This is a genomic window from Streptomyces sp. NPDC002853 (assembly GCF_053591915.1).
Window position 1 is genome coordinate 140792 of the sequence record NZ_JBSFUS010000006.1, and the last position, 24921, is coordinate 165712.

Genomic DNA, 24921 nt, shown 5'->3' on the forward strand with positions numbered 1-24921 from the left:
CTTGATCACGGGAAGTACACGGGGTGGCGCCTGTGAAGTGCGACATTCGGACCGTGTACGGTCCCGATCGCCATCCAAACCGATCACCTCTTCAGGGGTGCGGTTGGGTGTCGATTGAGTAACAGACCTTGATGTGAGGCAAAATCTCCGCCTCAGGTCGGGCACAAGTCCGGCCTCTCACGCGTTACGTGCGCTGAGACACCGCAGACACCCAGAGGGGGAGAGCGACATGGCAACGGACTACGACACCCCACGCAAGACCGACGATGACGTCAACGAGGACAGCATCGAGGAACTCAAGGCGCGGCGGAACGACAAGTCGACCTCGGCAGTGGACGTCGACGAGTTCGAGGCCGCAGAGGGCCTCGAACTGCCCGGCGCGGACCTGTCGAACGAGGAGCTCGCCGTTCGGGTGCTCCCGAAGCAGCAGGACGAGTTCACCTGCATGAGCTGCTTCCTGGTGCACCACCGCAGCCAGCTGGCCAGGGAGAAGAACGGCCAGCCGATCTGCCGCGACTGCGACTAGGGCAGGGTCGGCCGTGACAGGCTCGACCCCGCCGAGGAAGCGCCGCTTCCGTAAGCGCGGAGCGGACCAAGGAAGCGCCGTCCCCGACGGCGTGCGTGACGACGAGCGGGGCTCTTCCCCCACAGGAACAGCCTCGCTCGGACCAGCGGACGCACTAGAGGTGGCACAGGACGAGACGGCGGCCGACAAGGCGTCCAGGACCCGTGGGTCCAAGGGCCGCGTTGCCGCCGTCACGGACGGAGTCAAGGCGGGCGTACGCGCGAGCGGACGCGGCGCCAAGGCCGGCATCGGCTATCTCGCCGACCGGATCATCGAGAACGCCCCGCGGATCCCGGTCCGCGACCTTTCCGCTCTCCGCAAGCAGTTCCCGGGTCTCGACCCCGATCAGCTCGCGGACAAACTCATCTCCGGCGCCGCCAACGCGACCTCGACGGTCGGGGCCGGGATCGGCGTCGCCGTGATGATGCCCGTGCCGCCCGCGATGCCCGCGGAGCTGGCCGCCGAGATCACCGGCGTCGCGGCGATCGAGCTGAAGCTGATCGCCGAACTCCACGAGGTCTACGGCTGCCGTCCCCCCGGCAACCTCAAGGAGCGCAGCACCGCCTACCTCACGTCGTGGACCGAGGAGCGCGGCATCGACGTGGCCAAGCCCGCGTCGATCAACGCGGCGCTCGGCGGCCAGATGAAGCGCGAGCTGCGCCAGCAGATCATGAAACGCATGGTGCGGAACCTCCCGAACCTGATGCCCTTCATGGTCGGCGCCGCGGTCGGGGCGGTGATGAACCGCCGGGACACCAAGAAACTCGCTGAGCGGGTCCGTGCGGACCTGCGGAGGACCCAGGTGCCCTGGGGCGCCCTCATCGAGTTGCCGCCCCTTGAGCAGCCCGCGCAGCCCCTGGACCCGTCACGTCCCGGCAACCCGCCCGAGGAGCTGGGCGCCTGACGCCGAGCCCCTCCCGCCGCGGGTCTACGAGGCCCGTACCGCCGTGAGCGCCGCCGCGAGCGCCTCGGGGTGCCGCGTCGACACGTACACGTACGGAGTCGGGTCCTGCGGGTCCGTGATCTCGACGCGCAGTGCCGTGGGGATGTAGGCGCGCAGCAGCATGAAGGCGCGCGGGTCGGCCTTCGGGCCGCGCCAGGCGCGCGCCCCCTCCGCGTCGAGCACCTCGGGCTCGCCCAGGGCGGAGACCGGGATCTTCGCGTCACCCGCGACGAGCGAACCCGCCACCACGCGGATCCGGGGGGAGCCGTACGAACTGGTGACGACCGCGGCGACCGCCGTCCCGGCGACCAGGCCGCCGAGCAGCGGCAGGGTGCCGAAGGGGAGCATGATCAGCGCCGTCGCGACGCCGACCAGGAGCGAGACAAGCCACCAGGAACGGGGCGCCGTCAGGCGTTCTTCGTAAGGCTGCATGTATGCAAGCTTGGCACGATGAGCTGAGTGAGCGGACTCGCGGGTAAGGTCTGCGGCTGTGAGTGGTACTTCAGCAGCTCTGACGCCCCCGGCCGACGCAATAGCGCCCGTCCGCCACCCCGACGCGCCCGCCCCCGGCGAGCTCATCGGAGCCCACTACGAGCACTGTTTCGGCTGCGGCGAAGGACAGGCCCACGGGCTGCACCTCGCGACGCGTGCCGGTGAAGGCGTGGGCGTCACCGCCGAGTTCACCGTCCGCGAGGCCCACCAGGGCGCTCCGGGCCTCGCCCACGGCGGCGTGCTCGCCACGGCGCTCGACGAGACGCTCGGCTCGCTGAACTGGCTGCTTCGGGTGATCGCCGTGACCGGCCGGCTCGAGACCGACTTCGTGCGGCCCGTGCCGCTGGGCACCGTGCTCTTCCTCGAGGCCGAGGTGACCGCCGTCTCCGGACGGAAGATCTACTCCCGGGCCACCGGGCGGATCGGCGGCCCTGAGGGGCCCGTGGCCGTCCGCGCCGAGGCCCTCTTCATCGAGGTCAAGGTCGACCACTTCATCGACAACGGCCGCCCGGAGGAGATCCGGGCCGCCATGGACGACCCGGACCAGATCCGCCGCGCACGTGCCTTCGAGGTGAACCCGTGACCCCCGCACCCCGTCCGGAGCTCGACGTGCTGATCCGTCGCGTCGACTCCGATGTACCGCTGCCGTCTTACGCGCAGCCCGGCGACGCCGGAGCGGATCTGCGGACCACCGAGGCGTGCGAACTCGCCCCGGGCGAGCGGGCGGTTCTGCCCACCGGGGTGTCTGTCGCGCTGCCGGAGGGGTACGCGGCCTTCGTGCACCCGCGTTCCGGGCTCGCGGCCCGCTGCGGTGTCGCCCTGGTGAATGCCCCGGGGACGGTGGATGCCGGGTACCGTGGAGAGATCAAGGTGATCGTGGTGAATCTCGACCCGCGCGAGCGCGTGCGGTTCGAGCGCTTCGACCGGATTGCCCAACTGGTCGTCCAGCAGGTCGAGAAGGTGCGCTTCCGAGAGGTGGCGGAGCTTCCCGGCTCGGCGCGGGCCGAGGGGGGCTTCGGGTCCACCGGCGGCCATGCCGCCGTGGGCGCCGGCTCGGGTGACAAAACGGGTGGGAATCGATACGCATCGGTCGTATCTGACCGGGAAGGACAGTGACGTGTTCGGACGTCGCAAGAAGGACAGTGCCGCCGAGGACGCGGCGGGCGAGGCCGAGCAGGTCGTCGAGGGCCCTGACGGTTCTGACAGCGACGACACGGCCGCGGCGCCGTCGCGCGTGAGGCTCGAGCCCGAGCCCCGCCCCGACGGCCCCTGGGACCTCTCGGAGGTCCGGGAGCCCGGCGAGGGCCGGGTGGACCTCGGTGGCCTCTTCGTACCGGGTGTCGAGGGCATGGAGCTGCGGGTGGAGGTCGCGGGTGACGCGATCGTCGCCGCGACCGTCGTGCTCCAGGACAGTGCCATCCAGCTGCAGGGCTTCGCCGCCCCCAAGAAGCAGGGCATCTGGGGCGAGGTCCGCGAGGAGATCGCCTCGGGCATCACCCAGCAGGGCGGGGTCATCGACGAGGTCGAGGGGCCCCTCGGCTGGGAGCTGCGCGCGCAGGTGCCGGTGCAGCTGCCGGACGGCACGGGTGGCGTGCAGGTCGTGCGCTTCATCGGTGTCGACGGTCCGCGGTGGTTCCTGCGCGGGGTCATCTCCGGCCAGGGCGCGGTGCAGCCGCAGGCCGCGGGTCTCCTGGAGCAGATCTTCCGGGACACCGTCATCGTGCGCGGCGACGGCCCGATGGCGCCTCGTGACCCGATCGTCCTGAAGCTGCCGGACGACGCCCAGATGGTCGCCGAGGGCGCTGTCCAGCAGGAGCAGCAGGAGGGCTCGCGCTTCTCCGGTGGCATGGGCCAGCTCCAGCGGGGCCCTGAGATCACCGAGGTGCGCTAGCACTTCCGCCGCAGCAAGCAGTACAGGCCGATGGGCCGCACTCCCGGACGGGAGTGCGGCCCATCGGTGTTTTCGCAGGTGGGGGCGGGGAGGCGCACGTACTCGTAAGAGAGTCGTCAACGGAGTGCCGACGGACGTAAGGGAGCCGTCAACGGCGGTCGTTTCCGGCCAGGGAGGGGGTTTGCTCAAGGCGCCGGATCAATCGCATCTCATCTCTCTCATCTAGGAGCACACGATGGCCGACGTGGCCTTCGTCGTCACCACGCTCGCGGTCTTCGCGCTGGTGGCGCTCATCGCCAAGGGGGTGGCGAAGCTGTGACTGCCGAGAACATCGTCGGTCTCGTCGTGGCCGTCGCCCTGCTGGGCTATCTCGTACTCGCTCTTGTGTTCCCGGAGAGGTTCTGAGTACGGACATGAGCCCTGTTACAGCTGGTGTGCTCCAGTTCCTGGCGCTGATCGTGGCGCTCGCCCTGGCATACCGTCCGCTCGGCGACCACATGGCCCGGGTCTACTCCTCCGACCGGCATCTGCGCGTGGAGAAGTGGATCTACAAGGGCATCGGCGCCGACCCGAACACGGAGATGCGCTGGCCCGCCTATCTGCGCGGGGTCCTCTCCTTCTCCGCCGTGAGCGTGCTGTTCCTGTACCTCCTGCAGCGGCTCCAGGGTTCACTGCCCGGATCGCTCGGCTTCAAGGCGATCGACCCCGATCAGGCCTTCAACACCGCCGCGTCCTTCGTGGCGAACACCAACTGGCAGTCGTACTACGGCGAACAGGCCATGGGCCACGTCGTGCAGACCGGCGGTCTCGCGGTGCAGAACTTCGTGTCCGCCGCCGTCGGCATCGCCGTCGCGGTGGCCCTCGTACGCGGCTTCGCCCGCTCCCGCACGGGTGAGCTGGGCAACTTCTGGGCCGACCTGGTGCGCGGTGTCGTACGCGTCCTGATCCCGATATCGGTGATCGGCGCGGTCGTCCTCGTCGCCTGCGGCGCGCTGCAGAACTTCTCCGGCATCCATGGGGTCGGCCAGTTCATGGGCGGCAGCCAGGAGTGGAACGGCGGTGCGGTGGCCTCGCAGGAGGTCATCAAGGAGCTGGGCACCAACGGCGGCGGTTACTTCAACGCCAACTCCGCCCACCCCTTCGAGAATCCGAACGGATTCTCCAACCTCTTCGAGGTCTTCCTGATCCTGCTGATCCCCTTCGCGATCACGAGGACCTTCGGGCAGATGGTCGGTTCCCTCAGGCAGGGGTACGCGATCCTCGCCACGATGGTGACCATCTGGGTCGGGTTCACCGCGCTGATGATGTGGACGGAGTTCCACCACGGGGCTCCCGCCCTCGACATCGCGGGCGGGGCGATGGAGGGCAAGGAGACGCGCTTCGGGATCGCCGGTTCGGCGATCTTCTCGGTCGCCACGACGCTGACCTCGACGGGCGCGGTCAACTCCTTCCACTCCTCCAACACCGGCTTCGGTGGTGGACTCGATCTCCTCGGCATGCAGTTGGGGGAGATCGCACCCGGCGGCACGGGTTCGGGTCTGTACGGAATGCTGATCATGGCGATCATCGCGGTGTTCATCGCCGGTCTCATGGTCGGCCGTACGCCGGAGTACCTCGGCAAGAAGATCGGCACCCGCGAGATCAAGCTGGCCGCCTGCTACATCCTCGTCACCCCGGCCCTGGTGCTCGGCTTCACGGCGGTGTCGATGGCACTGCCCACGCCCAAGGACTCGATGCTCAACTCCGGGGCGCACGGCTTCTCGGAGATCCTCTACGCCTACACGTCGGGCGCCAACAACAACGGTTCGGCGTTCGCCGGACTGAGCGCCGACACCAACTGGTTCAACACCACGATCGGTCTCGCGATGCTGCTCGGCCGCTTCCTGCCGATGGTGTTCGTCCTCGCGCTCGCGGGTTCGCTGGCCGAGCAGAAGCCGGTACCGGCGACGGCGGGCACCTTGCGCACCGAGAAGCCGCTGTTCACCGGGTTGCTGGTCGGCAGCATCATGATCATCACCGGTCTGACCTACTTCCCGGCGCTTGCCCTCGGGCCGCTGGCCGAAGGTCTTGCGTCATGAGTACTTACACGAAGAAGCCAGAGGAGCCCAGCTCCATGTCCACCGCTACCCCCACCCGTGCCCCGCACCAGGACGTGCCCGGCGGGCACAAGGACGGCAAGGACGGCCAGGACGCCGGCCGCGTCGGCGGCGGCCTGTTCGACCCCAAGCAGCTTTGGAAGTCCTTCCCGGACGCCGTGCGGAAACTCGATCCGCGGGTGATGGTCAAGTCGCCCGTCATGTTCGTGGTGCTCGTCGGCTCGGTGATCACCACTGTCCTCGCGGTCAAGGACCCGGGGGACTGGTTCGGCTGGGCGATCGCGGTGTGGCTCTGGCTGACCACGATCTTCGCCAACCTGGCGGAGGCGGTGGCCGAGGGCCGCGGCAAGGCGCAGGCGGACACGCTGCGCAAGGCCAAGACCGACACGGTCGCGCGCCGCCTGAACGGCACGGCCGAGGAGCAGGTGCCCGGCACCGCGCTGCGCATCGGCGACCTGGTCATCTGTGAGGCGGGCGACGTGATCCCCGGCGACGGAGACGTCGTCGACGGTGTCGCGAGCGTCGACGAGTCGGCGATCACCGGTGAATCGGCCCCGGTGATCCGGGAGTCGGGCGGCGACAGGTCCGCCGTCACAGGCGGCACGAAGGTCCTCTCCGACCGCATCGTCGTCAAGATCACGACGAAGCCCGGCGAGACCTTCATCGACCGCATGATCAACCTGGTCGAGGGAGCGGCCCGGCAGAAGACGCCCAACGAGATCGCCCTCAACATCCTTCTCGCGTCCCTCACCATCGTCTTCCTGCTCGCGGTCGTCACGCTCCAGCCGTTCGCCGTGTACGCCGGTGCCGAGCAGTCCATGATCGTCCTTGCCGCGCTCCTGGTCTGCCTGATCCCCACGACCATCGGCGCGCTGCTCTCCGCGATCGGCATCGCGGGCATGGACCGCCTGGTCCAGCGCAACGTACTGGCCATGTCCGGAAGGGCGGTCGAGGCCGCGGGTGACGTCTCGACGCTGCTGCTCGACAAGACGGGCACGATCACGCTCGGCAACCGGCAGGCCGCCGAGTTCGTGCCGGTACGCGGGACGACCGAGGCCGAGCTCGCGGACGCCGCACAGCTCTCGTCACTGGCCGACGAGACGCCCGAGGGGCGCTCCGTCGTCGTACTGGCGAAGGAGAGGTACGGGCTTCGCGAGCGTCACCAGGGGGAGTTGGAGGGCGCCGAGTGGGTCGCCTTCACGGCGCAGACGCGGATGTCGGGCGTCGACCTCGTCGAGGGCGGCGCGGGCCGCAAGGTCCGCAAGGGGGCGGCCGGTTCGGTCGTCGCGTGGGTCACGCGGAACGGCGGCACGGTCTCCGAGGACACCCAGGCCCTCACCGACACGATCTCGCAGGCCGGTGGCACACCCCTCCTGGTCGCCGCCGACGACGAGAAGGGGGCCCGTGTCCTCGGCGTCATCCACCTGAAGGACGTCGTCAAGGAAGGCATGCGGGAGCGGTTCGACGAGCTGCGGCGCATGGGCATCAAGACGGTCATGATCACCGGTGACAACCCGCTGACCGCCAAGGCCATCGCGGACGAGGCGGGCGTGGACGACTTCCTCGCCGAGGCCACGCCCGAGGACAAGATGGCGCTGATCAAGCGGGAGCAGGCGGGCGGCAAGCTCGTCGCGATGACCGGTGACGGCACGAACGACGCACCCGCGCTGGCCCAGGCGGACGTGGGCGTGGCCATGAACACCGGTACCTCGGCCGCCAAGGAGGCCGGGAACATGGTGGACCTGGACTCCAACCCCACCAAGCTCATCGAGATCGTCGAGATCGGCAAGCAACTCCTGATCACCAGGGGCGCGTTGACGACCTTCTCGATCGCCAACGACGTCGCGAAGTACTTCGCGATCATCCCCGCCATGTTCGCCGTGGTGTATCCCGGTCTCGACAAGCTCAACATCATGAACCTGTCCTCTCCGGAGTCAGCGATTTTGTCGGCCGTCGTCTTCAACGCGCTGATCATCGTCGCCCTGGTGCCGCTGGCCCTGAAGGGCGTGCGCTACCGGCCGATGAGCGCGGACAGGATGCTGCGGCGCAACCTCGGCGTCTACGGACTCGGCGGTCTCGTCGCCCCGTTCGTCGGCATCAAAATCATCGACATGGTCATCTCCCTCATCCCCGGGCTGTAGTTCTCTCCGCTGAAAGCGTGCTGATCGTCATGAACAACTCCGTCGGAAGTACGGCACGGCTGCTTGGCGCGGGTCTGCGTGCCCTGCTCGTGCTGACCGTGATCTGCGGTGTCATCTATCCGCTCGCCGTCACCGGAATCGCCCAGGGCCTGTTCCACGACAAGGCCAACGGCTCCGAGATCAGGAGCGGGGGCGAGGTCGTCGGCTCCGAACTCATAGGGCAGCGGTACGACCTGCCGCTGAAGAAGGGCCAGGAGACCGCCGCGCCCGACCTGAAGTGGTTCCAGCCCCGGCCGTCCAACGGTCTCGGCTCCAACCAGGACTCGGGGGTGAACACCCGGTACGACCTGATCCTGTCGGGCGCGACGAACCTGGCCGGCGACAACAAGGACCTGATCGCGAACGTCAGCGCGGCCAAGGCGGCCGTGGTCAAGGACAACTCCACGGCCGGCTTCAAGGTGCGGCCGTCGGACGTGCCGGCCGAGGCCGTCACCTCGTCCGGCTCGGGTCTGGACCCCCACATCTCCCCGGAGTACGCGGAACTTCAGGCCCACCGAGTGGCCGAGAGGAACGGTCTTGCCGTGCGCGCGGTCGAGAAGCTGGTCGACGAGCACACCGACGGGCGGATCCTCGGCTTCGTGGGCGAGCCCCGCGTCAATGTCCTCCAGCTCAATGTGGCGCTGAAGGAGCTTGTCGGGGACGGGAGGTGAGCATCGCCGCCACGAGTTGATTTACCCCCAACTCCCTTGTGGCCCGCGGCGGTTCGGGTCCGGCGACCGAAGCATTGCGGGCCACGATCGCGTACGTCCATACTGTGCCGGTCACGCGGGGGGAGACCGGTGCGGTGAGCGGACGGCGCGTGCCCGCCGTGGTGCGGAGCGGCCGGTACCACGGGATGGTGCTCGGGGCAGCCGCGCTTGCCGTCCTGCTTGCGGCCACGGTGCTCGCCGCCCTCGCCGCGCTGACCGAGAAGGCCGTAGAGGGCGGGGTGCGGCAGCGGCTCACCGCGGACCGGGAAGCCGCCGTCGAGGTCGCCGGGCGCTACGACGCCGGCAGCGTGCGGAAGGTGGACGCGGACGTACGCGCCGCGGTCGGCCGCACCTACGGCGAGGTGCCCCATCGGACCCGGCTCGCGCTGCGGGCACCGGCGGCCCGCAACGACGAGCTCTCCGTGACCGAGGCCGGGGGCCGGCGCCGCGAGGACGCCACCATATCCGTGATCGCGCTCGAAGGGGCCAGGTCGCACGCCGGTCTCGTGGCGGGCCGCTGGCCGCGCGCGGGTGCGGGCGGCGCGGCCGATGCGCCCGTGGAGACCGCGTTGACCAGGACGTTCGCCGCCGAACTCGCCGTCCGCACGGGCGACTCGGTGAACGTGCGCGGCGCCGGTGGGCGTCCGGTGCGGATGCGGGTCGTCGGGCTCTACGGGACCGAGGGACGCGCGCCCGCGGTCTGGGCGGGGCTCAGCAGTACGTTCGGGACGCCCGACTCCATCGCGCTCGTGCCACGCGGTGCGTTCACGGCGCGGCCGGGGCTCGCGAAGGACGCGGGCGCGCTGTGGCTGGGCGTGCCCGACGCACGAGGGCTGCGGCTCGGCGACATCGGTCCGCTGGCCGAGCGGGCCCGGCGGTTCGGTGGCAGCGATGCCTCGCTCTCGGTGCTGCGGGGCACGGACCCCGAGGCGGAACTGACGGTCTCGGCAGGGCTGCGCAGGGCGCTCGACCGGCTCACCACGCCCATCGCCGTGGCCCGCGCCGGGCTCTACGTCCCCGCCACGCTGCTTGCCGCCCTCGCGGTCGCGGCCCTGGTGCTCACCGGGCGGCAACTCGCCGAACACAGGCGCCCGGAGCTGGCGTTGCTGGCGGCGCGGGGCGCAGGGACGCGGCGGCTCGTGGTGTCGACCGGGGTGCAGTGGGCGGCGGTGGCCCTTCCGGCGGGGGTGGCCGCGCCCTTCCTCGCGGGTCCGCTGCTGCGGCTCCTCGAAGGGGCGGGGGTGCTGCACGGCGGGGTGCCGGACGCCGCCGCGATCGGTGCCGCCTGGGTGGCCGCCGCCTTCGCCGTCGTGGTGCACGGGTGCGCGGTGCTGCTGCCGACGCTGCGGGTGGTGCGGGACCGGCGGGCGGTGAGCCGGCTTCGCCTGCGGGTGGGCAGGTTCGCGGGGGCGCAGCGGGTGGGGGCCGATGTGGTGCTGGGGGCGGTGGCCGTCCTGGGGTGGCTGCAACTGCGGCAGTACCGCTCTCCGGTGACCGGTGACGGTGTCGATCCGGTGCTCGTGTTCGCGCCGGTGATGATGACCACCGCGGCAGCGCTGCTCGTGTTGCGCCTGCTGCCCTTCCTGACACGGGCCGTCGACCCGCTCGCCCGGCGTGGCAAGGGGCTCGTGCTGCCGCTCGGCGGATGGCAGATCGCGCGGCGCGCGGCCCGGCACGCGGGGCCCGCCCTGGTGGTCACGCTCGCCCTGGCCGTCGCGGCCCTGAGCAGCACCGCCCTCGCCGTTCTCGACCGGGGGGACCACGACCAGGCCGCTTTTCAGGTGGGGGCCGACCTGCGCATCGAACCAGGGGAGGGCGTGCCCGCCGGGGAGCGGCGTGCGGCGTACGGTGCGTTGCCGGGGGTCGACGCGGTCACTCCCGTGGTGACCACGGAGGGGTACATCGGGCAGGACGCGGTGGCCGTCACCGGCGTCAACACCGGGCGTGGGCCGGTGCCTTCGCTGCGGGGGGATCTCGCGGAGCGGCCCGTCGGGGACCTTGTCGCGCCGCTGGGGAAGGGGATTCCGACGCACGGGCTCGCTGTGGGCGATGCCCGTCCCGTGCGGGAACTCCCGCTGCGGGTGCGGTTGTCGGCCGACGGGGCCGGTCGCGCCGTGCCGGTGCGGCTGACGGTCTTCTTCGAGGACGACGACGGACTCGTCCACTCAAGTGACCTTCTTCTTGAAGAAGGCGGCTCTCGGACCCTTCCTTTGAAGGTGCCCGTACGAAGCGGTGGCCTACGGATCCTGCAGATCGACCTGAGCATGGCGGGCGAGACCGTGCGGCGCACCTACCGTCTGCGGATCGACCGGGTGCCGGGGCTCACCCCGAGGGCCGACTGGCGCGACCTGAGGGAGGACGCCCCTGACCGGTACGGGGCGGGTTGCCCCGGGGCCGAGCGGCCGCGCGGGGAGGTGGGGGAGGCGCCCGGTCCCGTGCTGTGCGGCGACGAGCCCGGGGCCGGAGTGCTGCTCGACGCGGTGCTTCGGGGGCCCGACACGCGGCTCAAGTACCCGACGTGGAGCGTCCGGCTCGGCACGGACAGCGCCAAGGGGCGCCCCGCGGCGCCCGCGCTCGCCGATCGTGTGCTGCTTGACTCCGGGGCGGTGCGGGTCGGGGACGTCGTGACCGTGCGGCGCGGTACGGGTGGCAGTGCCCGGCTGAAGATCGTCGGACGGGTCGAGGCGGTGCCGGGCGAGGCGCGTGACCGGCCACGTCTCCTTGCCGACTCGCGCGCGATGGCGGCCCAGCTGGTGTTGAGCGGGGCGTTGCCGGAGGCGGAGAGCGCGTGGTGGGCGGGGGCGGCGCGGGGTGACGCGAGCGCCGCGTGGGAGGCGGTGCGGGACAGCCCTCGGCTCGGAACCGCCGTGGACGCGCCGCACGCGCGCGTGGCCCTCGGCGAGGACCCGCTGCGGCGGGGCGCCCGTGGCGGCCTCTGGCTCTGCCTCGCCCTCGCACCGGCGTTCGCCGTCATCGCCTTCACGCTGCACACGGTGCTCGCGGCGCGGTCCAGGGAACGGGAGTTCGCGCTGCTACGGGCCCTGGGCGTACGCCGGGGCCAACTCGCCGCGTACCTCTGGACGGAACAGCTGGCGCTCGCGGGCGTGGCCGCACTCCTCGGCACGCTCCTCGGAGCGGGCCTCGCAGCGGTGATCATGCCGGTGGTGACGGTGGACGCGACCGGCGCCCCGGTCTTCCCGGAACTGCTCACCGAGGTTCCGTGGATGCGGGTGTGGGCGGTGGCGGGCGGGGTGACGCTGGTGATCTGCGGGGTGGTGAGCGGGGTGGTGAGGGTCCTCGGGCGGGTGGATCTGGGGCGGGTCCTGCGGGCGGGGGAGGAGACGTGAGGGGGCCTGAGGGGTTGATGCGGGTCAGGGGAGCGGTGCGAGGGGAGTTGGGGGTTCTCGGGGGCCTGGCCCTCGCTGTTCTCGTGCTCTGCGGCATCGCTGCCGGTGCGCCCGGGCTGCTGGAGGTTGCTTCGGGGCACGCGCTGGGGCACCGGCTCGAGCAGGTGCAGCGCGACGCCCCGGGAATCACCCACCGGATGCGGTTCGGGCCGGAGGAACAGCGGCCCGGGGCGGAAAGCACCCTGGCCGCCGACCTGCGGCGGTACTCGAAGATCGTCGAGAACGCCGCCCCCGCCGCCCTCCGCGGAGAACTCCTGCGCGACTCCACCCGCATCGCCCTGCCCGGCGTACGCACCCGTGACGGCACCACCCTGTCCCTCGTGTACGCGAGCGACGCACCGCCCCGCTCCGCGTACGCCGCCGGACGGCCCCCCGCAGCGAGGGGAGGCGTCGTGGAGATCGCCGTCTCCACCCGTACCCGTGACGCCCTGAAGCTGCGGCTGGGGCAGGAACTCCGGCTCGGGCCGGGTGCGTTGGAGATAGCGGAGGCTCCGGCACGCGTCGTCGGGTTCTACGCCGCCAAGGGCGAGCGGCGGCTCTGGCGCGAGCAGCCCCTGCTCGCACGCACGGGAAAGGACCCGCGGGGCGGGGCGGTGCGGTACGCGGGCGCCCTGCTCGCCCCGCGCGGCGTCGAAGTGCTGCAGAGCCAGGCCGAGGCCGACCTCACCGTGCTGTGGGGCATGCGCCTCGACCTCGGCGAGAACGCCGCGCGCTACGTCGGCGACCAGGGGCAGCGCGACTTCGAGCGCCACATGCTCCGCTACCCGGAGTCCGTACGGCAGGTCACGTGTGCGGTGGGGATGGTCGGCGGCGGCATGTACTGCGCCTTCGGTGCCCACCCGGCGGCCGAGTCGGAGACCGCCACCGAACTGCCGGACACCCTGGAGGAGTTCCAGGCGCAGTGGCGGCAGGGCAGCGTCGTGATCTCCTTCGCGCTCGCCTCGGTGACGGCGGTGGGGCTCGCCACGGTGGTCGTCGGCGCGCTGCTCTCCGTACGCCGGTGCCTCGGCGTCCACCGGCTGCGACGCGCGCGTGGGGCGTCGGCCCCGGGGATCGCCCTGGGGCGCGGAGCGGTGACCGCGCCGGCCGTGCTGCTGGGGTTCGTGGGCGGGTGCGCGGCCGCCTCGGTGCTGCCGGGGCCGTCGGCGGCGTACGGGCGAGGGCTGCTCGTCGCCCTGGGCGCGTGGCTGGTGCTGCCCCTGCTGACCTGGTGGGCCGTCCGCGACCGGGCCCTGCTGCGGGACGAGGGGGCGAGCCGCGGGCGCCGCGTCGTCGCCGAGGTGAGTGTGGTGGCCGTCGCTGTGGCGGGCGTCCTCGCGCTGCGGGCCCGCGGGACGGCGGGCGGGGCGAGCGGCGACCCCCTGCTCGCCGCCGTCCCCGTACTCCTGGGGCTCGCCACGGTCGTGGTGCTGGTGCGCCTCTACCCGTGGCCGGTACGCCTCGTCGCCCGCCGAGCCGCCCGTGGACGCGGAGCCGTGGCCCTCGTCGCGCTCCGTGGCGCCGCCAAGGAGGCCCCCGCGCGGGCGCTCGCGCTGCTCGTCCTGGTGGTGACGCTGGCCGGTGCCGTGTTCGGCGGCCTGGTCGCCCAGACGCTCACGGAGGGGCGGCGGGACACCGCCGCCTGGCGGGTGGGCGCCGATGCCTCCTTCCTGGGAGCGGGGCGCGACCCGGACACCGCGGGGCGCCTGGCACGCGCGCGTGGCGTGCGGGAGACGGTGGCGGTGCGACAGCTGCGGGTCGATCCGGTGAGCGCCACGGACGGCGGGCGGTACGGGATCGCGAGCCTGGTGGGCGTCGACGGCACGGAACTGCGGTCCGCCGCGGGGAGTTCGGCGGCGGCTCGCGCGCTGCGGGACGCCGGTCTCAGCGGGGGCGGGGCCAAGGGCGACGGGCGCGACATCCGTGTGCTCGCCGACGCCGCCCACGCGGGGGACCTGCTGACCATCACCCTCCACGGCAAGGAGCGCCGCCTGCGCGTCGTGGGCACCCTCCCCGAGGCCGTGCGAGGCGACCCCGCCCTGGGCCCCGTACGCTCCTCCACCGAGGCGAGGGACCACCTCCTGCTCGCCGACAACCGGGACCTCAAGGCCTTCGCCGCGAGCGAGTTCGAGGAGTCCGCCCTTCTCCTGTACGGCCCGCATCTGGACACCGGTGAGCTGCGCTCGGTCGTCCCGCGCACCGCGCCGGGCGCCGCCACCGGAGAGCTGCGGATCCGCACCGAGGAACAGTCCGAGGCCGGGGAGGACGGTCTGATCGCGGCCATGACCGTCGCGCACACCGCCTGCACCGCCGTGGCCGTGTTCCTCGCGCTGCTCGCCCTCGTCCTGGAACTCCTGCTGTCCGCGCCCGCCCGCGGCAGCACCGCCGCCCGGCTGCGCACGCTGGGGCTCGGCGGGCGTGCCACCGCCGGGCTGCATCTGCTCCAGCTGCTGCCCATGGTCCTCGCGGCAGTGGCCGGGGGCGTCGCGCTCGGTCTGACCCTGCCCGGGTTGCTCGGCCCCGCCCTCGACCTGCGGGTGTTCACCGGCGGACCCACCGCGCCCGCCCTGCGGACCGACGCTCTGTTCACCGCGGTTCTGGCCGCCGGGACCTTCGCCCTGGTGGCCGTGGCGGTGGGTGTGGAGACGTGGCTGGGGCGGCGAAGGGGACTCGGAGCAGTGCTGCGACTGGGGAGGAACGATGACTGAGCTCGCCGATCTGGAGGCCCGCGCGAACGCCGCGCGCCGTCCCGCGGAGGACGAGGGCCTTGTCGTCTGCGACAACCTCGTACGTGTCTACCGCACCGAGAAGGTGGAGGTGCAGGCCCTCCAGGGGCTCGACCTGGTGGTCGGGGAGGGGGAGTGCGTGGCGCTCGTGGGCGCGTCCGGGTCCGGCAAGTCCACCCTCCTGTCGATCCTCTCCGGGCTCGATCTGCCGACCGCCGGCCGGGCCCGGGTCGCCGGGCACGACCTGCTCTCCATGGGACGCCGCGAGCGCCTGGGCTACCGCAGGAACACCGTCGGCTTCGTGTGGCAGCAGACCGGGCGCAATCTGCTGCCCTACCTCAGTGCACTGGAGAACGTCGCGCTGCCGATGAGGTACGCGCGCGTGCCCCGTCGCGAACGCGCGGCGCGGGCCGCCGAACTGCTCGACGTGCTTGGCGTCGCGTACTGCGGCGCGCGGCGGCCCGCCGAGCTCTCCGGCGGCGAGCAGCAGCGCGTCGCCGTGGCGGTCGCCACCGCCAACTCCCCGCGGGTGCTGCTCGCCGACGAGCCCACCGGAGAGCTGGACACGGCCAGTGGCGAGGAGGTGTTCGCCGCCCTCCGCCGCGCGAACGAGGAACTCGGGGCGACCGTCCTGGTGGTCACGCACGACCCGCTCGTCTCCGGCCAGGTCCGCCGCACGGTACGCATCCGGGACGGCCGCACGGCCACGGAGACGCTGCGTGAACGGGGCGGTGCGGGCGAGGAGTTCACGGTTCTGGACCGGGCCGGGCGGTTGCAGCTGCCGCGCGACTATGTGGAGCGCTATGGGCTGCGCGGGCGCGTACGGCTCACGGAGGAGCCGGACCACATCGGCGTCTGGGGCGAAGGGCCGGATCCGACCTCGCCCCCTGCCTGAAGCCTTGACGGAAGTCAGGTCCGTACCTATGGTCACGGCCCAACACGCGTGTTCAGAAAGGCACTTGAAGTTCACATACGAGAATGGATGGCCCTTCGCATGGCTGACACCCCCACACCCGTGCGCCACCACCGCAGACCCCGCACGGCAGTCCTCGCGACCCTCGCCACCGTGGTGACCGCCCTGGTCGCCGCCCTCCTGGCCTGGCCCGGCGCCGAGCGCGCCGACGCCGCGCCGAGCACCTTCGCGCACCCCGGAGTCACCGTCTCCCGCGGCCAGCTGGACTTCACCAGGGAGAAGGTCAACGCCGGCGCCCAGCCCTGGAAGGGCGCCTACGACCAGATGATGGGCAGCAAGTACGCCTCCCTGTCGCGCACGCCGAAGCCCCGCGCGGTCGTCGAGTGCGGCTCCTACTCGAACCCCAACTACGGGTGCACCGACGAGCGCGAGGACGCGATAGCCGCGTACACCACGGCCCTCGCCTGGTACCTCACCCGTGACGAGCGCTACGCGAAGAAGTCCATCGAGCTGATGGACGCCTGGTCCGGCACGATCAAGGACCACACCAACAGCAACGCCCCGCTGCAGACCGGCTGGGCGGGATCAACCTGGCCCAGGGCCGCCGAGATCATCAAGCACACGTACACCGGCGGCTGGAACAACTCGGGCCGCTTCGCCACGATGCTGCGCACCGTCTATCTGCCCGAGATCATCAACGGCTCCAACTCCAACGGCAACTGGGAGCTGTCGATGATGGAGGCCGCCATCGGCATCTCCGTCTTCATCGAGGACAAGGGGTCCTACGACAAGGCGATGGCGAAGTTCCGCACCCGCACCGCCGCGTACGTCTATCTCGCCTCCGACGGCGCACTGCCCAAGACCGTGCCCAGCCAGAACCTGGACACCCGCGCCAAGATCGTCAAGTACTGGCAGGGACAGGGCACCTTCATCACCGGGCTCTCCCAGGAGACGTGCCGCGACTTCACCCACACCGGATACGGGCTCTCCGCGATCTCCCATGTCGCCGAGACCAGCCGCATCCAGGGCGAAGACCTCTACCAGACGGACGTCGGCGAGCGGCTGCGCCAGGGGCTCGGCTTCCACGCCAAGTACGAACTGGGCGAGGCGCCGCCGAGCTCGCTGTGCGGCGGCTCGGTCCACCGGGGCTTCGGCCCCGTCACCGAGGTGGGTTACAACGCGCTCCACGACCGCCTCGGTCACGCCATGACCAACACCCAGAAGCTCACCGAGAGGAACCGCCCGGCAGGTTCCAACAACCTGTTCGTCGCCTGGGAGACCCTGACCCACGCGGCCAACCCGCGCTGACACGGACCTTGTTGGGCCGGGCGCGCGCTGACCATACTGGCGCCCGGCCCCGCAGGGCCGCACAGGGGGAGTGGGCATGACCGAGCGCGCGATCGTCGTCGAGGACCTGCACCGGACGTACGGCGGCGGCGCGTCCGCCGTGCACGCCCTGCGCGGCGTCTCCTTCTCCGTCCCGCGCGGTGAGCTGGTCGCCCTGAAGGGGCGGTCGGGGTCCGGCAAGACCACCTTGCTCAACCTCGTCGGCGGGCTCGACACCCCGGACGCGGGCAAGATCACCGTAGAAGGACTCGGACTCGCGGGACTCGGCGAGGACGGCCTCCTGGAGCTGCGCCGCGACCGCGTCGGCTTCATCTTCCAGTCCTTCGGGCTCATCCCGATCCTCACCGCCGCCGAGAACGTCGGCGTACCCCTCCGGCTCCGAAAGACCGACCCCCGCGCGCGCGAGGAGCGTGTCGCGCTGCTGCTCGCCCTCGTCGGTCTGTCCGATCACGCCGAGCAGCGGCCGGGCGAGCTCTCCGGAGGACAGCAGCAGCGCGTGGCGATCGCCCGCGCCCTCGCCAACAAGCCCTCCCTGCTCATCGCGGACGAACCCACCGGGCAACTGGACGCCGAGACCGGGCTCGCCGTGATGGAGCTGCTGCGCGCCGTCGTGCGCGGCGAGGGCGTCACCACCCTGGTGGCCACGCACGACGCGGCACTGCTCGACCTCGCCGACCGGGTCCTGGAACTGCGCGACGGCGAGATCGTCCGGCCCTGATCCCCGCGGCCCGCCACATCAGGGTTGTGTCAAGGTGCGCCCCCGGGCGCACCTTCGTCCGTTATGCGGGAAATGTTGGCCGTAAGGTCGACTCTGCGAACACAGCGGTTTCGGGAAGACAATGGGGCCATGGCACGCGGCAAGCTTCGGATATACCTCGGTTCGGCACCGGGCGTCGGCAAGACGTACGCGATGCTGTCCGAGGCGCACCGCCGCATCGAGCGCGGCACCGACTGCGTGGTGGCCTTCGTGGAGCACCACGACAGGCCGCGCACCGAGGTCATGCTGCACGGCCTGGAGCAGGTGCCCCGCAAGGAGCTCGACCACCGCGGCACCCACTTCACCGAGATGGACGTCGACGCCGTCCTGGAGCGCGCGCCCGCCGTCGCCCTCGTGGACGAACTTGCGCACACGAACGTCCCCGGCTCGCGCAACGCCAAGCGCTGGCAGGACGTCGAGGAACTCCTCACCGCGGGCATCGACGTCGTCTCGACCGTGAACATCCAGCACCTGGAGTCCCTCGGCGACGTCGTCGAGTCGATCACCGGCGTACGCCAGCGCGAGACCGTGCCGGACGAAGTGGTGCGGCGCGCGGACCAGATCGAGCTCGTCGACATGTCGCCACAGGCGCTGCGCCGCCGCATGGCCCACGGCAACATCTACAAGCCCGACCGGGTCGACGCTGCCCTCTCCAACTACTTCCGGCCCGGCAACCTCACCGCCCTGCGCGAGCTCGCGCTCCTCTGGGTCGCCGACCGGGTCGACGAATACCTCCAGCAGTACCGCGGCGAGCACGACATCCGCTCCACCTGGCAGGCCCGCGAGCGCATAGCCGTCGGGCTCACCGGCGGTCCCGAGGGCCGCACGCTGATCCGCCGTGCGTCACGGATGGCGGCCAAGGGCTCCGGCAGCGAGATCCTCGCCGTCTACATCGCCCGCAGCGACGGCCTGACCGCGGCCTCGCCCAAGGAGCTCGCGGTCCAGCGCACCCTGGTGGAGGACCTGGGCGGCACCTTCCACCACGTCATCGGCGACGACATACCGGCCGCGCTGCTCGACTTCGCCCGCGGCGTCAACGCCACCCAGATCGTCCTCGGCTCCTCGCGGCGCAAGACCTGGCAGTACATCTTCGGACCCGGCGTCGGCGCGACGGTGGCCCGCGACTCGGGCCCCGACCTGGACGTCCACATCGTCACGCACGACGAGGTCGCCAAGGGCCGCGGCCTGCCCGTGGCGCGCGGGGCACGGCTCGGCCGGTCCCGGAGCATCTGGGGCTGGCTGGTGGGCGTGGGCGGCCCGGCGCTCCTGACGCTGCTCCTCACCCATGTCGACGCCGACCTGGGCCTCGCCAACGACATGCTGCTGTTCCTGACGCTCACCGTCGCCGCCGCGCTGCTCGGCGGTCTCCTGCCGGCCCTGGCCTCGGCGGCGTTCGGCTCGCTGCTCCTGAACTACTACTTCACGCCGCCGCGGCACCTGTGGACGATCTCCGACTCCAAGAACATCGTCGCGATCATCGTCTTCGTGGGCGTCGCGATCTCCGTCGCCTCCGTCGTGGACCTCGCCGCCCGCCGCACCCACCAGGCCGCGAGGCTGCGCGCGGAGTCGGAGATACTCTCCTTCCTCGCGGGCAGCGTGCTGCGCGGCGAGACCTCGCTCGACGCGCTCCTGGAACGGGTGCGCGAGACCTTCAGCATGGACTCGGTGGCCCTCCTGGAGCGTGCCAGTGACGTCGCCCCCTGGACCTGCGCGGGCCGGGTCGGCGAGGGGCGCACGCTGGAGCGCCCGGAGGACGCGGACGTGGACATGCCGGTCGGCGACCACATGGCGCTCGCCCTTTCCGGCCGGGTGCTGCCCGCCGAGGACCGCAGGGTGCTCGCCGCGTTCGCCGCGCAGGCCGCGGTGGTCCTGGACCGCCAGCGCCTGCGGGACGAGGCACAGCAGGCCCGCACCCTCGCCGAGGGCAACCGCATCCGCACCGCGCTGCTCGCCGCCGTCAGCCACGACCTGCGTACGCCCCTCGCGGGCATCAAGGCCGCCGTCACCTCCCTGCGCTCCGACGACGTGGCCTGGTCCGAGGAGGACCAGGCCGAGCTCCTCGAAGGCATCGAGGACGGCGCCGACCGCCTGGACCACCTGGTCGGCAACCTCCTGGACATGTCACGGCTGCAGACCGGCACCGTCACGCCGCTGATCCGCGCGATCGACCTCGACGAGGTCGTCCCGATGGCGCTCGGCGGCGTCCCCGACGGCAGCGCGGACCTCGACATCCCCGAGACGCTGCCCATGGTCTCCGTGGACAAGGGCCTCCTGGAGCGCGCGGTCGCCAACATCGTCGAGAACGCGGTCAAGTACAGCCGCGCCGCCGAACCGGTCCTGGTCTCCGCGAGCACGCTCGGCGACCGGGTCGAACTGCGTGTCGTGGACCGCGGCCCCGGCGTCCCCGATGCCGCCAAGGACCGCATCTTCGAGCCCTTTCAGCGCTACGGTGACGCTCCGCGCGGCGCGGGCGTGGGCCTGGGCCTCGCGGTCGCCCGCGGCTTCGTGGAGTCCATGGGCGGCACGCTGGAGGCCGAGGACACCCCCGGCGGCGGCCTCACCATGGTCCTCACCCTGCGGGCGGCGGCGGGCGGACCGCCGGCGCTGCCCGACCTCTCCGCCCAGGCCGTCTCATGACCGCCGCCACCGAAAAGACCCACAAGCCCGAAAGGCAGGTACGGATGACCCGGGTGCTCGTGGTCGACGACGAGCCGCAGATCGTACGCGCCCTCGTGATCAACCTGAAGGCGCGCAAGTACGACGTGGACGCGGCCCCGGACGGGGCCACCGCGCTCCAGCTCGCCGCCGCTCGCCACCCCGACGTGATCGTGCTCGACCTCGGTCTGCCCGACATGGACGGGGTCGAGGTCATCAGGGGCCTGCGCGGCTGGACGCGCGTCCCGATCCTGGTGCTCTCCGCGCGGCACAGCTCGGACGAGAAGGTCGAGGCGCTCGACGCGGGCGCCGACGACTACGTCACCAAGCCGTTCGGCATGGACGAGCTCCTGGCCCGCCTGAGGGCCTCCATCCGCAGGGCCGAGCCCACCGGAGCGGGCGAGGACGAGGTGATGGTGGACACGGAGGACTTCACGGTCGACCTGGCCGCCAAGAAGGTCAACCGCGACGGGCGAGACGTGCGCCTGACGCCCACCGAGTGGCACCTCCTGGAAGTCCTCGTGCGCAACACCGGCCGCCTGGTCAGCCAGAAGCAGCTGCTCCAGGAGGTGTGGGGCCCTTCGTACGGTACGGAGACGAACTACCTGCGCGTCTACATGGCGCAACTGCGCCGCAAGCTGGAGGCGGACCCCGCCCATCCGCGGCACTTCATCACCGAGCCGGGAATGGGTTACAGGTTCGAGCGATGAGTCAAGGGTCGGGTCGGGGCTGAGCGGGCATAAGCACAGATGAGCGCACCCATTGCGGCGCTGTCGGCGACCCCCGGTACGCTTCCTGTATGAGTGCTGTTCCTGGTTCCGAGAAGCCGGCAGGCCGTTTCCGGCGCATGCTCGACCGGCTGTCCTCCTCCCAGGAGGATCTGGAGTCGGAGGAGCTGCGCGAGGATGCCGAGACGGCTGGATGCACCCGTATCGGAGACTGCCACGACCGCCAGATAGTCACGGTTACTGGTACCTTGCGCACGGTCACCCTGCGGCCACGCGCCGGCGTTCCCGCCCTGGAGGCGGAGCTGTTCGACGGCTCCGCGGCTCTGGACGTGGTGTGGCTCGGCAGGCGCTCCATCGTGGGGATAGAGCCGGGGCGCAGACTGATCGCGTCCGGCCGGATCTCGATGAGCCGGGGCCGCCGGGTGCTCTTCAACCCGAAATACGAACTCAGACCCCTCGGACGGGAGTAGCCGGTGACGTCCCTCGACAAGCCGACGGACCAAGGAAGCACGGATCAGGACGCCGATTCCAGGGCCGTTACCGAGGCCGCGCTCTTCGAGGCCTTCGGCGGCGTGCGGGGCATGGTGGAGACCGTCCTCCCCGGCCTCCTCTTCGTGACGATCTTCACGATCAACAAGGACCTGCACATGTCGGCCATCGCGGCCCTCGCGGTGTCCCTGGTGCTCGTGGCGGTCCGTCTGATCACGAAGGACACCGTCAAGCACGCCTTCAGCGGTGTCTTCGGGGTCGCCTTCGGTGTCGTCTTCGCGATGATGACCGGCAACGCCAAGGACTTCTACCTGCCGGGCATGCTCTACACCCTGGGCCTCGCCCTCGCCTACATCATCACGGCCATCGCGGGCGTCCCGCTGATCGGCCTGATCCTCGGCCCGGTCTTCAAGGAGAACCTCTCCTGGCGGACCCGCAACCCGGGACGCAAGAAGGCGTACACCAAGGCCAGTTGGGCCTGGGGCCTGATCCTGCTCGCCAAGTGCGCGATCCTCTTCCCGCTCTACTGGTGGGCGGACACGACCCAGTTCGGCTGGGTCCTGATCGCCCTGAAGATCCCGCCCTTCCTGCTCGCCGTCTGGCTGACCTGGGTCTTCCTGGCGAAGGCTCCGCCGCCGATCGACGTGTTCGCCGAGATGGAGGCCGCGGAGAAGGCCGAGGAAGAGCGCAAGACCGCGGCGCGCGGCCGCGAGGCCTGAGCAGCGCTTGCTGCACGTAGAGGGGGGGCGCCCGGAAGTTTCCGGGCGCCCCCCCTCTACGTAGAACACGGCGGGTTCGTCGTGGCTGGTCGCGCAGTTCCCCGCGCCCCTTCGGGGCGCGTCACCGGCTAGCTGGCCGCGTCTTCCTTCCGCACCGACAGCAGGTCCTCCAGCTGCTCCTCGCGGGCCTGGGCCGCCACGAAGAGGAGCTCGTCGCCCGCCTCCAGGGAGTCGTCCGGGGTCGGCGCGAGGACGCGCGTCCCGCGGATGATCGTCACGAGCGAGGTGTCCTGGGGCCACTGGACGTCGCCGACGGTCGTGCCCGCCAGCGCCGACTCGGGCGGCAGGGTCAGCTCGACGAGGTTCGCGTCGCCGTGGCTGAAGCGCAGCAGGCGTACGAGATCACCGACGCTGACCGCCTCCTCGACGAGCGCGGACATCAGACGCGGGGTCGAGACCGCGACGTCGACGCCCCAGGACTCGTTGAAGAGCCATTCGTTCTTGGGGTTGTTCACCCGGGCGACGACCCGCGGGACGCCGTACTCGGTCTTCGCGAGCAGCGAGACGACGAGGTTGACCTTGTCGTCGCCGGTCGCGGCGATCACCACGTTGCAGCGCTGGAGCGCCGCCTCGTCGAGCGAGGTGATCTCGCAGGCGTCGGCAAGCAGCCATTCGGCCTGCGGTACGCGCTCGACCGAGATGGCCGTCGGCGCCTTGTCGATGAGCAGAATCTCGTGCCCGTTCTCCAGGAGCTCACCGGCGATGGAACGTCCCACCGCGCCTGCTCCGGCAATGGCGACCCTCATCAGTGACCGCCTTCCTCGGGGCCTTCGGCGAACGCCGCTTCGACCTTCTCGACCTCGTCGGTGCGCATCATCACGTGCACCAGGTCGCCCTCCTGGAGCACCGTCTGCGAGGTCGGCAGGACCGCCTCGCCCAGCCGGGTGAGGAAGGCCACGCGGACGCCGGTCTCCTCCTGGAGCTGACTGATCTTGTGGCCGATCCAGGACGCGGACGCGTGCACCTCGGCGAGCTGTACGCCGCCGGTGGGGTCGCGCCACAGCGGCTCGGCCCCGGAGGGCAGCAGCCTGCGCAGCATCTGGTCGGCGGTCCAGCGAACCGTGGCGACGGTGGGGATGCCGAGGCGCTGGTAGACCTCGGCGCGGCGCGGGTCGTAGATGCGGGCGGCGACGTTCTCGATGCCGAACATCTCGCGGGCCACGCGGGCGGCGATGATGTTCGAGTTGTCGCCGCTGCTGACCGCGGCGAAGGCGCCCGCCTCTTCGACGCCGGCCTCGCGCAGGGTGTCCTGGTCGAAGCCGATGCCGGTGACGCGACGGCCGCCGAAGCCGGAGCCCAGACGGCGGAAGGCGGTGGGGTCCTGGTCGATCACGGCGACCGTGTGCCCCTGTTGTTCCAGGGTTTGCGCGAGAGCGGATCCGACTCTCCCGCAGCCCATGATGACGATGTGCACGCCCGTCCTTCCGGCTGTGTCAATACTTTTTGCTCAGGCTGAACGGTAAAAGCGTCTCAGACCGACGCCCAAGCTACACACGCACGGTCCGCGGAGGGCACCCCCGTGCACCTGCCGGTACTCGCCGGGGCGGGTGCGATCTCAGTCCACGCTGCGCAGCAGGCCCTCGACGTTCTTGAGCCGGTAGCTGAGCTCGACGAGCTGCAGCCGCGCCGCTTCCTGCTCGGACCTGGCACGTTCGACGACCTCGCGGTACTGCTCCATCGCCTCGGCCCACTGGCGGTCGCGCTCGCGGTTGCGCTGCGACTGGAAGTAGGCGACCGCCACGACCGCGCCGGCGAGTATCAGGAAGAAGGCGACCGGGATGATCACGTCGTCCATTAAGACCCCTCAGGTGAGTGCTGTCCTGCCTCGTCGGACGCGTCCTCCCGGACGGCCGCGAGGATCGTGTCCACGTTCAGGCGCACGTCGAACGGCGCCAGTTCGAAGTACTTGAGCGCCTTGCCGTCGTCGGAGAGTTCCAGGCGGCCGACGACGAGACCGGCCTTCTCCAGGCGTTCGAGGTGCATGTAGAGCAGGGGCCGGGAGACGCCGAGCCGCCGCGCCAGTTCGCTGACGTACAGCTGTCCCGGGGCGAGCTCGGTGATGATCCGGATGCGTTGGGCATGGCCGACCGCGGAGAGGAAGGCGAGCAGCTCTTCGCTGTCCATGGCCCGCCTTCTCACTGGTGTTCTCGCTGGTCCCCAAACCTGTCAGCCAAGACTTACGCATGACGGGTTCCACTGTCAATCCGCCTCCCCTCGCTTCGTAATGACAGTTGACGGCCTGCTCCTACACCTGTCAGTCTCGA

Annotated in this window: 23 protein-coding genes; 18 read left to right on the forward strand and 5 right to left on the reverse strand. The window is 71.1% G+C overall.

Translation table 11 applies throughout. From position 1 onward, the window contains the following. The first annotated feature begins 229 nt into the window (after positions 1-229). Positions 230-526, forward strand: coding sequence for a DUF4193 domain-containing protein (locus ACWD02_RS17835; protein WP_055544889.1), 297 nt, complete (start codon positions 230-232; stop codon positions 524-526). A gap of 13 nt (positions 527-539) precedes the next feature. Next, positions 540-1469 (forward strand): hypothetical protein, encoded by a 930-nt coding sequence (locus tag ACWD02_RS17840; protein WP_451211115.1) that lies wholly within the window; start codon positions 540-542, stop codon positions 1467-1469. A 24-nt stretch (positions 1470-1493) separates the two neighbouring features. Here the strand turns inward: ACWD02_RS17840 and ACWD02_RS17845 are convergent, their stop codons facing one another. Further along, positions 1494-1940, reverse strand: a complete 447-nt coding sequence (locus ACWD02_RS17845) for a DUF3093 domain-containing protein (RefSeq protein WP_363209931.1) — start codon at positions 1938-1940, stop codon at positions 1494-1496. Between the two features lie 58 nt (positions 1941-1998). Between ACWD02_RS17845 and ACWD02_RS17850 the strand changes: the two genes are divergently transcribed. The 16 genes from ACWD02_RS17850 to ACWD02_RS17925 all read left to right on the forward strand — a co-directional run bounded on the left by ACWD02_RS17850 (position 1999) and on the right by ACWD02_RS17925 (position 22597). Next, positions 1999-2583: a PaaI family thioesterase gene (locus ACWD02_RS17850; protein WP_363209930.1), complete on the forward strand. Its 585-nt coding sequence runs from the start codon at positions 1999-2001 to the stop codon at positions 2581-2583. A 26-nt stretch (positions 2584-2609) separates the two neighbouring features. Beyond that, positions 2610-3116, forward strand: coding sequence for a dUTP diphosphatase (gene dut / locus ACWD02_RS17855; RefSeq protein ID WP_451212023.1), 507 nt, complete (start codon positions 2610-2612; stop codon positions 3114-3116). Between the two features lies 1 nt (position 3117). After that, entirely contained in the window at positions 3118-3891 is a 774-nt protein-coding gene (locus ACWD02_RS17860; RefSeq protein WP_451211118.1) for a DUF3710 domain-containing protein, read from the forward strand. Positions 3892-4206: 315 nt separating this feature from the next. Beyond that, entirely contained in the window at positions 4207-4296 is a 90-nt protein-coding gene (kdpF, locus tag ACWD02_RS17865; protein ID WP_033264828.1) for a K(+)-transporting ATPase subunit F, read from the forward strand. 8 nt (positions 4297-4304) lie between these two features. Next, positions 4305-5969 (forward strand): potassium-transporting ATPase subunit KdpA, encoded by a 1665-nt coding sequence (gene kdpA, locus ACWD02_RS17870; protein ID WP_451211121.1) that lies wholly within the window; start codon positions 4305-4307, stop codon positions 5967-5969. 35 nt (positions 5970-6004) lie between these two features. Next, positions 6005-8128, forward strand: a complete 2124-nt coding sequence (gene kdpB, locus ACWD02_RS17875; RefSeq protein ID WP_451211123.1) for a potassium-transporting ATPase subunit KdpB — start codon at positions 6005-6007, stop codon at positions 8126-8128. Between the two features lie 29 nt (positions 8129-8157). Next, on the forward strand, positions 8158-8838 hold the full coding sequence (locus tag ACWD02_RS17880) for a potassium-transporting ATPase subunit C (protein WP_451212027.1): 681 nt from the start codon (positions 8158-8160) through the stop codon (positions 8836-8838). Positions 8839-8972: 134 nt separating this feature from the next. After that, positions 8973-12224, forward strand: a complete 3252-nt coding sequence (locus ACWD02_RS17885; protein ID WP_451211126.1) for an FtsX-like permease family protein — start codon at positions 8973-8975, stop codon at positions 12222-12224. Continuing rightward, positions 12221-14971, forward strand: a complete 2751-nt coding sequence (locus tag ACWD02_RS17890; protein ID WP_451211129.1) for a hypothetical protein — start codon at positions 12221-12223, stop codon at positions 14969-14971. The genes ACWD02_RS17885 and ACWD02_RS17890 overlap by 4 nt, the downstream gene beginning before the upstream one ends. Further along, positions 14964-15884, forward strand: a complete 921-nt coding sequence (locus tag ACWD02_RS17895) for an ABC transporter ATP-binding protein (protein WP_451211132.1) — start codon at positions 14964-14966, stop codon at positions 15882-15884. Before ACWD02_RS17890 ends, ACWD02_RS17895 begins: the two co-directional genes overlap by 8 nt. 99 nt (positions 15885-15983) lie before the next feature. After that, entirely contained in the window at positions 15984-17210 is a 1227-nt protein-coding gene (locus ACWD02_RS17900) for an alginate lyase family protein (RefSeq protein ID WP_451211135.1), read from the forward strand. Between the two features lie 76 nt (positions 17211-17286). Then, positions 17287-17967, forward strand: coding sequence for an ABC transporter ATP-binding protein (locus ACWD02_RS17905; RefSeq protein WP_451211137.1), 681 nt, complete (start codon positions 17287-17289; stop codon positions 17965-17967). Between the two features lie 129 nt (positions 17968-18096). Beyond that, the gene (locus ACWD02_RS17910; protein WP_451211140.1) at positions 18097-20643 is read left to right on the forward strand and encodes an ATP-binding protein; all 2547 of its coding nucleotides are present in this window, start codon (positions 18097-18099) and stop codon (positions 20641-20643) included. A 44-nt stretch (positions 20644-20687) separates the two neighbouring features. Then, positions 20688-21371, forward strand: coding sequence for a response regulator (locus ACWD02_RS17915; RefSeq protein ID WP_451212030.1), 684 nt, complete (start codon positions 20688-20690; stop codon positions 21369-21371). Positions 21372-21460: 89 nt separating this feature from the next. Beyond that, positions 21461-21859, forward strand: a complete 399-nt coding sequence (locus ACWD02_RS17920) for an OB-fold nucleic acid binding domain-containing protein (RefSeq protein ID WP_160507673.1) — start codon at positions 21461-21463, stop codon at positions 21857-21859. A 3-nt stretch (positions 21860-21862) separates the two neighbouring features. Further along, positions 21863-22597, forward strand: coding sequence for a DUF3159 domain-containing protein (locus ACWD02_RS17925; RefSeq protein ID WP_451211142.1), 735 nt, complete (start codon positions 21863-21865; stop codon positions 22595-22597). Between the two features lie 128 nt (positions 22598-22725). Here ACWD02_RS17925 and ACWD02_RS17930 read toward each other — a convergent pair whose 3' ends face one another. The 4 genes from ACWD02_RS17930 to ACWD02_RS17945 form a co-directional block, all read right to left on the reverse strand. Further along, positions 22726-23403 (reverse strand): potassium channel family protein, encoded by a 678-nt coding sequence (locus ACWD02_RS17930; protein ID WP_363209917.1) that lies wholly within the window; start codon positions 23401-23403, stop codon positions 22726-22728. Continuing rightward, complete coding sequence (locus tag ACWD02_RS17935) at positions 23403-24071, reverse strand: potassium channel family protein (protein WP_451211146.1); 669 nt, start codon at positions 24069-24071, stop codon at positions 23403-23405. The genes ACWD02_RS17930 and ACWD02_RS17935 overlap by 1 nt, the downstream gene beginning before the upstream one ends. 141 nt (positions 24072-24212) lie before the next feature. Next, positions 24213-24452 carry a hypothetical protein gene (locus ACWD02_RS17940; RefSeq protein WP_451211149.1) on the reverse strand — a complete coding sequence of 80 codons (240 nt, stop codon included), beginning with the start codon at positions 24450-24452 and terminating at the stop codon, positions 24213-24215. Beyond that, on the reverse strand, positions 24452-24781 hold the full coding sequence (locus ACWD02_RS17945) for an ArsR/SmtB family transcription factor (protein WP_363209915.1): 330 nt from the start codon (positions 24779-24781) through the stop codon (positions 24452-24454). The genes ACWD02_RS17940 and ACWD02_RS17945 overlap by 1 nt, the downstream gene beginning before the upstream one ends. Positions 24782-24921: the final 140 nt, after the last annotated feature.